Origin of the sequence: Arthrobacter sp. CAN_A1 (genome assembly GCF_015751665.1) — a bacterium.
Lineage (GTDB): Bacteria > Actinomycetota > Actinomycetes > Actinomycetales > Micrococcaceae > Arthrobacter_D.
On the sequence record NZ_JADOUR010000013.1, the window covers coordinates 89,483 to 101,989 of the forward strand.

Consider the following 12,507-nt stretch of genomic DNA (forward strand, 5'->3'; position numbering starts at 1 on the left):
TTTTCCTTCGAAAAACTGTCATATCTGTTGACTCAATCTGTGGTTAAGGGGCTAGGCGAAGACAGCGCTGAGCACCGTCCTGTTGTCGGAGTTGAGGGTGACGAGGACGTCCAACTGATCACCGGCGATAACCGACCCGAGCCAGTGCCGCGCGTCGTCCCACATGCCGTCCCATGGCAGGTCATCGACTGCATACCAGGCGGGGTCCACCTCGGGGGTAGGCTGCGGCGTCCCCGTCCACTCGGCGGCAGTGAAGATCGCGGCGTCCATGTCAGCGGCCGGTTGCGATGGAAACCGCCAGCGGATCCTCCCCAACCGGGTCAGCTGGGCCACGCCGACGACGACGCCGGACTCCTCAGCGACTTCCCGCACCGCCGCCTGGGCCTCTGTTTCGCCGGGCTCGACTCCCCCGCCTAGGGTCACGATCCGTCCGGATCCGAACCCCGTCTTCTTCAACCCGAGCAGCACTTCGCTTCCTGCGGCCGTCTCACGGAACAGGAAGCACAGCACAACGGGGCGGGGTTTCATGAGGCCCAAGTCTAGCCTCCAAACCCTCCGCCGAAGCAGAGGGGGTGGGTTCGACACTGGTGGCTAGTCGGTGATGACTATCGAATCGGCGATGCCTGCCAGGGCATCGAATTCAGTCGACCCGGCGTAGGCCTCCGCATCAACCAGGGACGCGAACTCCCGGCCCACCTCGTACGGTGAGAGCTGGAAGTTGTTTGTCAGGGACAGCAAGCCCACCTCGGCATTCGAGATGACGTTATAGAGCATGCATCCTTCGCCCGACGTAGGGTCAGTGGCCAACACCAGCGCTGTGGTGCCGACGAGTCGATCGCCGGTGAATACCCTGAGTACAAACCTCGCGTCGATCGGCCCAGCGGGCGTATCGATGGAGACCGGTATCGAACGGAGCTCCTGCCAGGGTACTGCTAGCTCCAGGCAAGCACCCCCAATCCCGCCCTCGACCGAGCGTTGCAGGTTGGACACCACTTCTCCGCTTGGACTCAGAATGTCCAGGCCCTGTGCGGCTTCAACGATTTCCCAGTCGGCGGGCACCTCCACTGACAGACCCATGTCGGCGGCCGGATACGGCTCCCGGGTGAAGTCTGGGGAGGGTGTCTCGAAAGCCGATGGGGGAACCTGTGACACGATCCACTGGCTGTCCGATTCACAGGTCTCGGGGGCAAAGAACGATGTCTGGTTCTCCACCGGACCCGGTACGACACTTTCACCGCCGCCGACGGCAATCTCCTGTCCAAGCGCATAGTCGGTCCCGAAGAAGGACAGCACATCGTCGGACCATGACACCGCCGTGTCCGGGAAATAGGCCAGGACCCGGGAGGAATCAGAAGCCTCGATGTAGAGGCAGCCGTCCTCAAGAACCAGCGTTCCGGTCAGCAGGGCTGCATCCCCGCCCTCGCCGAACGGGGTGTAGGTCGCGACCGGCAATCCGGACGCCACTGGCGTCGTGCGTGAGGGCTCGCCCGACGGCGTGGGTGTCGGCCCGCCCGTGATCGTGGACTCGCTCGACGGAGCGGCCGAGTCAGTCACCACCGGCTCCGGTTCGCCTGCCGGAAGCGGCGAGGTGGCGCCGAAGTTCCCACTGATAACGACGGCGGCAGCCACCGCCGCGGCTGCAGCGGTGACCGCCGCGGCTGCCGCCCACCGGCGTCGGCGGTACAGGGGCACCACGGTTGAGCCACGCGCGCCCAGATCGTCGCTGAACACCGGGGATCCCGGCTGCTGGTCGGACCCAGCGCTTCCGGACCCAGCGCTTCCGCCCGCAGCGCCCCCGCCCCCGGCGCCGCTGTCCACGGTCCCGGTCCGGACCGGATCAATTCCTCGTATGAGTCGTTCAATGGGATCCATCTCAGGCATCTCCCTCGGTCAGCATCACGGCGGGTATGGTTTTCGCGAAGGCTTTGCGGGCGCGATGAAGACGCACCTTCGCCGCTGCCGGGCTGCAGCCCAGCACCTGCGCAACGTCAGAAACAGGAAGATCATCCCAATAGGTCAGCAAGAGCACCTCCCGGTCGGTCTCCCTCAGCCGCAGGAGACCGGCCGCGACCGTCTCCTGCTGGCCACCCAGGTCAGGGGTGTGTGCAGAGACCCGGGCCGATTCGTGGAGGCGCTCCATCAGGAGCCCGGTACGCTCACGGCGTCGGTACTCGTTGCCCACCACATTGCGGGCAACCGCGAGGAGCCAGGGCACTGTCAGATCGACGGCTTCCGGGTTTCGTTCCCACGCGATCCTGAACACGTCATTGGTCAACTCGTCGGCTGCTTCGCGGCTGCTGACGCGCCGGTGGATGTAGTTGAAGACCCGCGGCCGAAGTTCATGGTCTACCGCCGCGAATCGTTGATCGTGCTGCCCTCGGTACACATCTGCCCCCTGCGAATGAGTGACTTCCTCCTACCCCGTATGTTTCCGGTTAGGCACAAAAGGTTACACATGGACCGCTCAAAAGATCCGCATATCGCCGAAAAGTTGGATGCGGTGAGTCAGGAGCGTCCTGGGTCGCCAGAGCTCACTCTTCGGCGGGGAGGGGTCAGAGAGCGCGCGGATGCGCAGCAGCATATACCTCGCGGAGAGTATCCGCAGTAACGAGGGTGTACACCTGGGTGGTGGTCACCGAGGCGTGCCCCAGCAGCTCCTGTACCACCCTCACGTCGGCGCCACCCTCGAGCAGATGGGTCGCGAACGAGTGCCGCAGGGTGTGCGGTGACACCTCCCGGGTCACCCCGGCCTTCTCGGCGGCGGACTTCAGGATGGTCCACGCGCTTTGCCGGCTCAGCCGCCCGCCGCGCAGGTTCAGGAACAGCGCCGGGTTACCCTTGCCGTTGGCGGACAGGGCCGGCCGCGCCCGGACCAGGTAGGAGTCGATGGCCTTCGCCGCATACGATCCCAGCGGCACCATCCGCTCCTTGGACCCTTTGCCGAACAGGCGGACGACGGCGGGCCCGTCCAGCGCCGCATCCGCCGAGACGTCGTCGACGTCGAGCCCTACCGCCTCACTGATGCGTGAGCCGGTGGAGTAGAGGAATTCGAGCAGCGCCCGGTCCCGCTGACCTCCGGGAGTGTCAGTGTTCACCGCCTCCAGAATGCGGGTCACCTCATCCACCGAAATGGCTTTGGGGAGGCGTTTCCCGGCGATCGGCGGGTGAACATCGTGCGCCGGGTCGGCGGTGCAGATGCCTTCCAGCGCCCAGAACCGGTGCAGGCCACGGACGGCGACGACCGTGCGCGCCGCTGACCGCGGGCTCAACGGCGCCAGACCATCCGACCCGGTGGAGAGGGCCTGCGCGAAGGCCGAAATGTCGTGCCGGGTGATCAGCTGCACCTCGGTGACTGACCGGGCGGCGAGGAACCGGTGATACCGCAGCAGATCCCGCCGGTACGCGGCAAGGGTATTGACCGACAATCCACGTTCCACGGCCATGTGCTGCAGGTACTCGCTCATGAGCCGCCCGGGGCCGGTCTCCCGCAGTTCGTCAGCTACGGTCCGCGTTGCAGGAGCCGTCATGGTCAGTTCTTCAGGACCGGTCCGTTGGGCCAGGTGTGGTGCTGGCTGGCGTGCTCGGGCCAGGGTTCGTCGGCGGGTCGCAGTTGCTCGTACCCGGAGTTTCGCGCAACTGACGCAGCGAGGATGGCGGCAACCGCTGAAGGACTGTGGATCCGGCCGGCCAGGACGGCGGCAACGGCGTCGTCAAGGTCGACCCACGCCAGCTCGATCTCGGCTTCCTCGTGAGTGCGTTCGTGCCGTTCATCGGGATGTATGTCCGCGACGCCGCGCGCCAAGTAGATCCGCAACGCCTCACTGGAGGAGCCGGGCGACAGGAACAGGTCGGTCAGGACATTCCACCGCTCGGCCGTGAGATCGGCTTCCTCCGCGAGCTCCCGCGCCGCCGCAGCAACGAAGTCCTCGTCCGGGACATCCAGGAGACCCGCCGGGATCTCCCAGAGCGTCATCCGCACGGGGTGGCGGTACTGGTTGATGAGCAGCACCTGACCGGCGTCGTTCATGGCGAGGATGGCCACCGCACCGGGGTGCTCGATATAGTCGCGGACCAGCGGTTCGCCATCGGCGTCGTCGGTGAGCGAGAAGGTGTCGCTGACGACGTTCCAGATCCTGCCCTCGTACACCACCGTCGAGTCCAGCAGCCGCCGGGGACTCTGCTGGTCACCCAGCGGCCGGTCTGAGGGATCGCCCGTGCTCAGGCCGTGAGACATGTCAGGCCTTGACCCCGCGGCGGAGCAGCGCTGCCTTGACCAGTCCGGCGAACAGCGGGTGCGGCCGGGTGGGCCGTGAGCTCAGCTCGGGGTGCGCCTGGGTGGAGACGTAGTACGGGTGGGTTTCCTTGGGGAGTTCAACGAACTCGACCAGTGTGCCGTCGGGGGATGTTCCGGAGAACACCAGGCCGGCGGCGGCAATCTGGTCGCGGAAGTCGTTGTTGACCTCGTAGCGGTGGCGGTGCCGTTCGCTGACGGTGGTCTTGCCGTAGGTGCGGGCGATGACCGACCCTTCGTCGAGTTTCGCTTCCCAGAGGCCGAGCCGCATGGTGCCGCCCATGTCGCCGTCGCCGTCGACAATGTGCAGCTGCTCGGCCATGGTCGCGATGACCGGGTACTGGGTATCGGGATCAAACTCGCTCGAGGATGCGCCCTCGAGGCCCACCACGTTGCGGGCGTACTCGATAACCATGCACTGCAGGCCGAGGCAGAGTCCCAGTGTGGGGACCAAGTTCTCGCGGGCGTGCTTCAGGGCACCCAGCTTGCCTTCGAGGCCGCGGATACCGAAGCCGCCCGGCACGCAAATGGCGTCGGCCCCGTCGAGCGCCTTGGCCGCTCCCTCGGGGGTATCGCACTCGTCCGAGGGCACCCAGCGGATGATCACCTTGGACTTGTTGGCGAACCCGCCAGCGCGCAGCGCCTCGGTCACCGACAGGTACGCGTCCGGCAGGTCAATGTATTTGCCCACCAAAGCGATTTCGACGGTGTGCTTGGGGTGGTGGACGGCGTCGAGCAGCTTGTTCCACTTGGTCCAGTTGACGTCCTTGAACTTCAGGTCCAGGGACTGCACGATGTACGCGTCGAGGCCCTGGGCATGGAGGGTCTTCGGGATGTCATAGATGCTCGCGGCGTCGGCGGCGTTCACGACGGCGTCGACGTCGACGTCGCACATCCGGCCGATCTTTTCCCGCATGGCGTCGGGGATCTCACGGTCGGACCGGATCACGATCGCGTCCGGCTGGATACCAATGGACCGGAGCATTGCCACCGAGTGCTGGGTCGGTTTGGTCTTCAGTTCCTGGGAGGGGCCGATGTACGGGACCAGGGAAACGTGCAGGAAGAACACGTTGTTGCGGCCGATGTCCTGGCGGACCTGGCGGGCTGCCTCGAGGAACGGCTGCGACTCGATGTCACCGACGGTGCCACCGATCTCGGTGATGATGACGTCGGGTGCCTTCTTGGCGTCAACCGGTTCGGAGGGCAGACGCATCCGACGCTTGATTTCGTCGGTGATGTGCGGGATGACCTGGACGGTGTCACCGAGGTACTCGCCGCGGCGTTCCTTGGCGATGACCGTTGAGTAGATCTGGCCGGTGGTGACGTTCGCCGACCCGTCGAGGCTCTCATCGAGGAAGCGCTCGTAGTGCCCGATATCGAGGTCCGTTTCGGCTCCGTCGTCGGTCACGAAGACCTCGCCGTGCTGGAACGGGTTCATGGTGCCCGGGTCGACGTTCAGATACGGGTCGAGCTTCTGCATCGTGACGGATAAGCCACGCGCACGAAGAAGATGACCGAGGCTGGAAGCGGTGAGTCCCTTCCCGAGGGAGGAGGCTACGCCGCCCGTCACGAAGACGTGCTTGGTAGTCTTTGCGGACTTCTGGAACCGGGAATTTGTTGATTGCACCACGGGGTTTGAGCCTAGCACTTCGACACGGTCCGCGCTGCGTCTGCGAGTAGTTCCTCGGCGTGTGCCTGCGCGGTAGCCGATTCCTCCTGGCCGGCCAGCATGCGGGCCAACTCCCGGACCCGCTCGGCTTCGGGGAGGACTTCGACGTCGCTGGCCGTCACTCCGTCGCCCGCTGCGGTGGCCGAGGAGTTTTTTGTCACACGGATGTGCTGGGAGGCAAAAGCCGCAACCTGCGGCAGGTGGGTGACCACGATGACCTGGACGTGTTCGGCCAGCATGGCCAGCCGCCGCCCGATTTCCACTGCTGCCTTGCCGCCCACACCTGCGTCCACCTCGTCGAACACGAAAGTGGGTACCGGGTCGACGGCGGCCAGCACCACCTCGATGGCGAGCATCACCCGGGAGAGTTCACCGCCCGACGCGCCCTTCCCCAGCGGGCGGGCAGCTGAGCCTGGATGCGGTTGCAGGAGGAAGGCGATCGAGTCGGCGCCGAACAGGGTCCGCTCCCCCGGCGTCACCTCAATGACCAGGCTGGCCGCAGCCATGGCGAGGGCGGAGAGTTCCTCGGTGACCCGCTCCGCCAGGGTGGCGGCGGCGCTGGTGCGGAGGGCGGTGAGCGCCGCCGCCTGCCCGGCCACCGTCTCCTCGAGGGCGGCAATCTCCTCACTGAGCGCATCGATCCTGGTCGAATCGTCGCCCAGCTCCCCGAGCCGCACCTGTCCTGCCTCAGCCCATTCGAGGACCTCGTCGATGCTGGGCGCGTACTTACGCACCAGGACGGCCAGCTCCGCCCGCCTGGATTCGACCTCGGCCAGCCGGCCCGGCCCGTCGCTGTCGAGGGAGGCGCTATAGCCGGACAGCTCAGTGGAAATGTCGGTGAGAATGTAGCCCACTTCGGCGAGACGCCCTGCCAGCGCGGCGAGGGCGGGATCGTGGTCCCCCGCCGACTCCAGCTGACGTTTCGCCGCGTCAACGAGTACGGTGGCGTCCTGATCGTCGGCGAATTCACCCGAGACGAGCGCCTGATGGGCCTTGAACGCCGCGATGCGGAGCTCCTCGACGTGGCCCAGCCGCATGGATTCGGCTTTCAGCGTGTCATCCTCGCCGGGTTGGGGTGCCACTGCGTCAATTTCCTCAAGGGCGGCCTGCAGTGATTCGGCTTCGCGGACCCGTTCCCGGGAATCGGTGCGTAGCCGCTCCAGTTCGGTGGTGGCCTCCTGCAGACGGCGGTAGCTCCCCTGGTAGGAGCCCAGCACCTCGGTGAGGTCGGCTCCGGCGAACTTGTCGAGCGCTTCGCGCTGGGCGGCGGCAGTCTTCAGCCGCAGCTGGTCCGACTGCCCGTGGACAACCACCAGCGCGGAGCCCAGCTCGGCGAGCACCCCGGCCGGAGCGGATCGTCCACCAACGTAGGCCCGGCTCCGCCCATCACTGCTGACCGTGCGTGCGACGATCAGTTCGGCTGAACCTTCCGCCTCGTCAAGCTCCCCGCCGGCTTCCGCTGCCCGCAGTGCCGCGGTGCCCTGCGGCGCAATCCGCAGGACCGCCTCGGCGGACGCCGCCTTCGCGCCCAGCCGCACCGCGCCGGCGTCGGCCCGGGCGCCCAGCAACAGGCCCAGGGCGGTGATCACCATGGTTTTACCGGCACCGGTTTCGCCGGTGACCACGGTAAAGCCGCCGGCCAGGTGGAGGGTGGCGTCGGTGATGACGCCGAGGTCGCGGATGCGGATTTCTTCGATCACTGGCCGGTGCCTCCTGCATGACTCGTGGGGCCACGCCAGCCCTGGGTGGGCAAGGAGAATTTCTTCACCAGGCGCTCGGAGAAGGGGGTCAGCTGGGTGCGGGCCAACCGGACGGGGGTGCTGGCGCGACGCACTTCCACCCTGGCTCCCGGCGGCAGGTCCACCGTGCGTCGCCCGTCGCACCACAGGACGCCTGCCGCATCGGTGCGGGTCAGGATTTCGACGGCGAGGACGGACGTCGGCGCGATCACCAGGGGCTTGGTGAACAGGGCGTGGGCGCTGATCGGTGCCATCAGGAGTGCCTCCACTTCGGGCCAGACCACCGGGCCGCCCGAGGAAAACGCGTAGGCAGTCGATCCGGTGGGGGTGGCCATCACCACGCCGTCGCACCCGAAGGAGCTCAGGGGACGGCCGTCCACCTCCATCACCACCTCGATCATGCGTTCACGGCTCGCCTTTTCCACTGCCGCCTCGTTGAGGGCCCAGGTCTGGGCGACCAGGACATCGCCCTGCCACACCTGGACGTCGATGGTCATGCGCTCCTCGACCGTGTAGTCCCGGTCCACAACCCGTCGGACGGTCTCGGCCAGGTCCGCGCGTTCACTCTCGGCGAGGAACCCCACATGGCCGAGGTTGACGCCCAGCAGCGGGACTTCCGAGCCGCGCACCAGTTCCGCGGCGCGCAGGATGGTTCCGTCACCGCCGAGCACCATGCCCAGTTCCACCTCGCCGAGGTCGACGTCGACGCCGAGCGTCTCGGTGGGAGCCGTCAGCACCCCGTACTCGTCCTGAATGTCTTTGAGCTCCTCGGCCCGCATCACCGGTATCAGCCCTGACTGGTGTACCTGGGTGCAGGCTTCCTGGGCAGCCGCCATCGCATCGTGCCGCCCGGTGTGGGCAAGAACCAGTATCCGTCGTGTCATTGAAGCTCCGTCGTATCCAGTGCGCCGTCTGGCGTGCCGGTCACTTGCCGGGCATCGGTAAAAGCAGGGCTGGAGTCCAGCACCTGCCAGGTCATGGGATCAAGCTCCTCTTCGATCCTAGGCACCATCGGGCCCGTCGGCACGGTTATCCACACGAAGAACTCAACATTTCCGTCCTGGCCCGGCAGCTGGCTGCGGATGACCCCTGCCACGTCCAGCCCGTATCCCAGGGCATGGCGGACCACCAGTCCGACGGCCCGACGTCGTTCAGCGTCGGTTGCCACCACCCCGCTGGAGTTCAGTTTCCCCTTACCCACCTCGAACTGGGGTTTGATGAGCAGGACCATGTCGCCGCCGGGTTTGGTGGCCTGCGCGAGGGGCAGCAACACCAGGGTGAGGGAAATGAAGGACAGGTCGGCGACCGTCAGGTCCACCTGCCCACCGATGTCCTTCGCCTCCAGGTGACGGACGTTCTGGCCTTCGACGACGCCGACCCTCGGGTCCCTGCGCAGCTGGTCGACCAGCTGTCCGTGTCCGACGTCGACGGCGGACACGTGCGACGCGCCAGCCCTCAGCAGCACCTCGGTGAAGCCGCCGGTGGACGCGCCCGCGTCGAGGCACCGTTTGCCGTGGACGTTAATCGCGTCGAAGGCCCGCAGCGCACCGTCGAGCTTCACTCCGGCGCGGCTCACGTAGTCGGGTGCCCCACCGTCGTCGACGGTCAGCTCGTCGGCGTCCGCCACTTTGGCTGCCGCCTTCGCCTGGACGACGCCGGCACGTCGCACCCGGCCGGCGGCGATGAGCTGGGCGGCCTGTGACCGGGAGCGCGCCAGTCCGCGCGCCACCAGTGCCTGGTCAAGACGGGTCATGGTCCGCTGACGGGTCGGCGTTGAGCTCAGCGAGCAATCCGTCGTGGAGCCCGGTGTAGAGCGCGTTGTGTTCGTCAGTCCCCAGACCGTGGAGATCAGCCAGACGTACGGTGAGCCCATCGACGCTGGCGTCGCCGGTGCCGTCCGTGACGGGTGGGAAGACCGGCCCGTCGTCGTCAGTTGCCTGTTCTTCAATGATGTCCCTAAATGACGGTCCGCCCGGGTGGTCGCTCGTCATTGGCGGCCTACCGGGTCGCCGAAGACCTGGCCACCCTCGGACCTCAGGGTGGGAAGTGCGTCCGTCTCCGTGTCAGGGTGGGCGCCCCACCAGGCACTGCACGCCGCACGCCAGGTGTCGAGGTTGTCGGTGCCGCCGCTCAGGTGGACAGTATCGTTGTCGACCCGTGCCGACGACGAACCGCACCGGTACACGCCATCGCTGTGCGTGATGGCCGGGTACGGCTCGTACAGGCCAGCGAGACTGGCCAGGAGGAACGTGGGGCGTTGATCGGCGACTGCTGCCAGCGCGGTCCGTACGGTATCGACACCGGTGAGCACCAGGGCGGTGTCCATGCGGGCACGGTTTCCGCCGAGGATGTCGGTGTCGAGCCTGTCTCCGACCACCAGTGGCCGTGAGACGCCGAGGTGCCTGACGGCTGTGGTGAAAAGCGGCGTTTCGGGCTTGCCGGCGACGGCGGGGGTGCTGCCGGTGGCGGCGCTGACCGCGTTAACGAGCGACCCGTTCCCGGGGGCGATTCCGCGGAGCTGGGGAATGGAAAGATCGGTGTTGGTGGCTACCCACACCGCGCCGCCCGCCACCGCGTAGGCGGCCTCCGCGAGATCCTTCCAGCCCAGGCCGGGGTCGAAGCCCTGGATCACTGCGGCCGGGACGGGGTCGGCCGACGTGACCGGAATCAGTCCCTGGGATGTGACCTGGTCAACCAGGGTCTGGCTTCCGGTCACCAGGACCGTCGAGCCGGCAGGCACCAGCGAGGCCAGCAGTTCTGCCCCGGCGAACGCTGATCCGAAGACCTGGGTGGCCGTTGCCGGAGCGCCCAGCTCACGAAGGTGTGCTGCAACCTGTTCCGCCGACCGGGACGCGTTGTTGGTGACGTATGCCAGGGCAACCTTGATGCCGGCCAGTCGCTCCAGGGACTCGACCGCACCAGGGATGGCGTTGGGTCCCGCGTAGACCACGCCATCCAGGTCTGCCAGCAGCGCGTCGTAGGACGAGATCAGGGAAACCTCAGTCATGGTGCCTTTCGGTGTCCTGCCCGTCGACGGGGTCGCTGGAAGGAGCTGTGTCATCGGAGGGAACTGTCTCGCTGCCGGATGCAGCGTCGTCGCCGGAGGGAACTGTGTCGGTTTCCGCTGACTCGTGCTGCTCGGAGGGGACCGATTCAGCTGGCTCTGTGCGGGTGCGGACAGGAGCGGGTCGGTTCAACGAACGCCAAGTGACCGGCGCACGGGGAGATTCCTCGGTTGGCTCCCTGTCGGGGAGGACCGCCGCTTCCACCGGTTCCTGGGCGGCCGCTGCTTCCGCCGCTTCCTGCCCGGCTGATTTCATCACGATCGCGCGATCGTCATCCGGCCCGGCTCCGTCGTCGTTACCATCGTCGTCGCCGTCGTCATCACTGTCGTTGGCGTTCTCGTCGCCAATCGCTGAGTGACGCTCAGTCACGGTGGTGCTGCCGGGGCTGCTCGTCGGTGACGTGGCCACCCGGCGCCGGGCGGCCGAGGCATCCGGGATGTCCTCATCGTCGCCGGCGAGATCCAGGATGTCGGGCTCCGCGAAGTCGCCCAGGCCCAGCGCACTGTCGGCTATCCCAGCCTGGCGGCGCCATTGCTCAGCCTCGGCTGTGCGCCCGACTGCGGCCAGTGCTTCGGCGTAGGTGCGGAAGAGCCGCGGGCTGTAGCTGAACGCCCGGTTGCGGTCCAGTTGACTGATTTCCAGGGCTGCTACGGCGGCGTCGAGTTGGCCGAGGTCCGAGCGCGCGCCCGAGACCACCATCGCGAGTTCCACCTTGCCTGCTGAACTCAACCCTTCTGCTTCTTCGGACTGCGCGAGGTCCAGTGCCCGATCCGGGCGTCCGAGCCCGCGCTCACAATCGGCCATCACCGGTAGATGATCGTTGGACCCGCTGATCCTGCGGTAGGTGCGGAACTCCCTGAGCGCCTCACCATAGTGCCCCGCAGCGTACGCCGTCAGGCCTACTGCTTCGCGGACGACGGCGAGCCGGCCTCCGCGGCGGCTGGCGGCAAGTGCATGCTGGAAGGCCAGTTCGGGCTCGTCGTCGAGAAGGCGCCCGGCCATCACGAGGTGGCGTGCCACCCATTCGGCGCTTTTTTCCTCGAGGTTACGGATCTGTGCGCGGGTGACCCGGTCCAGCTCTGCACCAGTGACATCTTCGTCGATGTCCGGAGACCGTTCACGGTCGGGTCGGTTGGCGCTGCGGAGATCCCGGGCGTTGAAGGAGCGTTTTCCGCTTTCGGTCCGCTCGGATCCGCCACGGTTTTCGTCACGTGGACCTCCGCCCCGACTTTGGCCGCCAGCGGGTCCACGACCGGCGGAGGAACCGCCCGCAGTCCGTCCACCAGCGGACGACCCACCACGCTGGCCGTCACGCCCAGCCGACGATCCACCGGTGGCAGGTCGTGCACCCCGGTATCCGGCCGACTTATCGTCGCGGGACGCCGAGCTTCGGGGGGAGCCGCCCTGCCTGTCAAAGGAACGGCCGCCCTGGGCGCCTGTTCGATCGGGCCGTCGTTCTCCCCGGTCCGCTCCTTGGTTGCGGTCTTGGTCGGCCATGGCTGCGCGGTTCCTCTCATTACGAGCGGACCAGCACTGCATGCGGTACCCGCTCGGTTTCTCTATGAATCTATAGGGCGGCATCCGTCGCCGCCCTATCCATTGTAGGGCCTGGGCGTGGGCGGTTCGGGTGGTGTGTTGGTGGTGGTGGTTAAGTGCGAAAGGCCCCACCGTGGGTGGGGCCTTTCGTTAATGGTTGTCCGGCGGTGTCCTACTCTCCCACACTCTCTCGGGTGCAGTACCATC

At 66.9% G+C, this 12,507-nt stretch carries 12 protein-coding genes; all 12 read right to left on the bottom strand.

The genetic code is table 11. The features are described from left to right. Positions 1-51: 51 nt before the first annotated feature. The 12 genes from IWX62_RS13720 to IWX62_RS13775 all read right to left on the bottom strand — a co-directional run bounded on the left by IWX62_RS13720 (position 52) and on the right by IWX62_RS13775 (position 12,261). Positions 52-528 carry an 8-oxo-dGTP diphosphatase gene (locus IWX62_RS13720; RefSeq protein WP_196841972.1) on the bottom strand — a complete coding sequence of 159 codons (477 nt, stop codon included), beginning with the start codon at positions 526-528 and terminating at the stop codon, positions 52-54. A gap of 63 nt (positions 529-591) precedes the next feature. Beyond that, entirely contained in the window at positions 592-1,872 is a 1,281-nt protein-coding gene (locus IWX62_RS13725) for a hypothetical protein (RefSeq protein ID WP_196841973.1), read from the bottom strand. Position 1,873: 1 nt separating this feature from the next. Continuing rightward, positions 1,874-2,386, bottom strand: coding sequence for an RNA polymerase sigma factor (locus tag IWX62_RS13730; protein ID WP_196841974.1), 513 nt, complete (start codon positions 2,384-2,386; stop codon positions 1,874-1,876). A gap of 166 nt (positions 2,387-2,552) precedes the next feature. Further along, a complete protein-coding gene (gene xerD / locus IWX62_RS13735; protein WP_196841975.1) occupies positions 2,553-3,527 on the bottom strand; it encodes a site-specific tyrosine recombinase XerD in 975 nt (324 codons plus the stop codon). A 2-nt stretch (positions 3,528-3,529) separates the two neighbouring features. Continuing rightward, entirely contained in the window at positions 3,530-4,234 is a 705-nt protein-coding gene (locus IWX62_RS13740; protein WP_196841976.1) for an NUDIX domain-containing protein, read from the bottom strand. Between the two features lies 1 nt (position 4,235). Continuing rightward, positions 4,236-5,939, bottom strand: coding sequence for a CTP synthase (locus IWX62_RS13745; RefSeq protein WP_333483432.1), 1,704 nt, complete (start codon positions 5,937-5,939; stop codon positions 4,236-4,238). Continuing rightward, complete coding sequence (recN, locus tag IWX62_RS13750; protein WP_196841978.1) at positions 5,933-7,660, bottom strand: DNA repair protein RecN; 1,728 nt, start codon at positions 7,658-7,660, stop codon at positions 5,933-5,935. The genes IWX62_RS13745 and recN overlap by 7 nt, the downstream gene beginning before the upstream one ends. Then, positions 7,657-8,583, bottom strand: a complete 927-nt coding sequence (locus tag IWX62_RS13755; RefSeq protein WP_196841979.1) for an NAD kinase — start codon at positions 8,581-8,583, stop codon at positions 7,657-7,659. Before IWX62_RS13755 ends, recN begins: the two co-directional genes overlap by 4 nt. After that, the gene (locus tag IWX62_RS13760; protein WP_196841980.1) at positions 8,580-9,452 is read right to left on the bottom strand and encodes a TlyA family RNA methyltransferase; all 873 of its coding nucleotides are present in this window, start codon (positions 9,450-9,452) and stop codon (positions 8,580-8,582) included. The genes IWX62_RS13755 and IWX62_RS13760 overlap by 4 nt, the downstream gene beginning before the upstream one ends. Then, entirely contained in the window at positions 9,439-9,690 is a 252-nt protein-coding gene (locus IWX62_RS13765; RefSeq protein WP_196841981.1) for a hypothetical protein, read from the bottom strand. Before IWX62_RS13765 ends, IWX62_RS13760 begins: the two co-directional genes overlap by 14 nt. After that, a complete protein-coding gene (locus IWX62_RS13770) occupies positions 9,687-10,706 on the bottom strand; it encodes an HAD-IIA family hydrolase (protein ID WP_196841982.1) in 1,020 nt (339 codons plus the stop codon). Before IWX62_RS13770 ends, IWX62_RS13765 begins: the two co-directional genes overlap by 4 nt. Beyond that, positions 10,699-12,261, bottom strand: coding sequence for a hypothetical protein (locus IWX62_RS13775; protein WP_333483433.1), 1,563 nt, complete (start codon positions 12,259-12,261; stop codon positions 10,699-10,701). Before IWX62_RS13775 ends, IWX62_RS13770 begins: the two co-directional genes overlap by 8 nt. Between the last annotated feature and the right edge of the window lie 246 nt (positions 12,262-12,507).

What these genes read in the sequence shown, in the direction of transcription:
- IWX62_RS13720 (WP_196841972.1), bottom strand. Translation starts at nt 528, where the DNA reads ATGAAACCCCGCCCCGTTGTGCTGTGCTTCCTGTTCCGTGAGACGGCC.
- IWX62_RS13725 (WP_196841973.1), bottom strand. Translation starts at nt 1,872, where the DNA reads ATGGATCCCATTGAACGACTCATACGAGGAATTGATCCGGTCCGGACC.
- xerD (WP_196841975.1), bottom strand. Translation starts at nt 3,527, where the DNA reads ATGACGGCTCCTGCAACGCGGACCGTAGCTGACGAACTGCGGGAGACC.
- IWX62_RS13740 (WP_196841976.1), bottom strand. Translation starts at nt 4,234, where the DNA reads ATGTCTCACGGCCTGAGCACGGGCGATCCCTCAGACCGGCCGCTGGGT.
- IWX62_RS13755 (WP_196841979.1), bottom strand. Translation starts at nt 8,583, where the DNA reads ATGACACGACGGATACTGGTTCTTGCCCACACCGGGCGGCACGATGCG.
- IWX62_RS13760 (WP_196841980.1), bottom strand. Translation starts at nt 9,452, where the DNA reads ATGACCCGTCTTGACCAGGCACTGGTGGCGCGCGGACTGGCGCGCTCC.
- IWX62_RS13765 (WP_196841981.1), bottom strand. Translation starts at nt 9,690, where the DNA reads ATGACGAGCGACCACCCGGGCGGACCGTCATTTAGGGACATCATTGAA.
- IWX62_RS13770 (WP_196841982.1), bottom strand. Translation starts at nt 10,706, where the DNA reads ATGACTGAGGTTTCCCTGATCTCGTCCTACGACGCGCTGCTGGCAGAC.
- IWX62_RS13775 (WP_333483433.1), bottom strand. Translation starts at nt 12,261, where the DNA reads ATGGCCGACCAAGACCGCAACCAAGGAGCGGACCGGGGAGAACGACGG.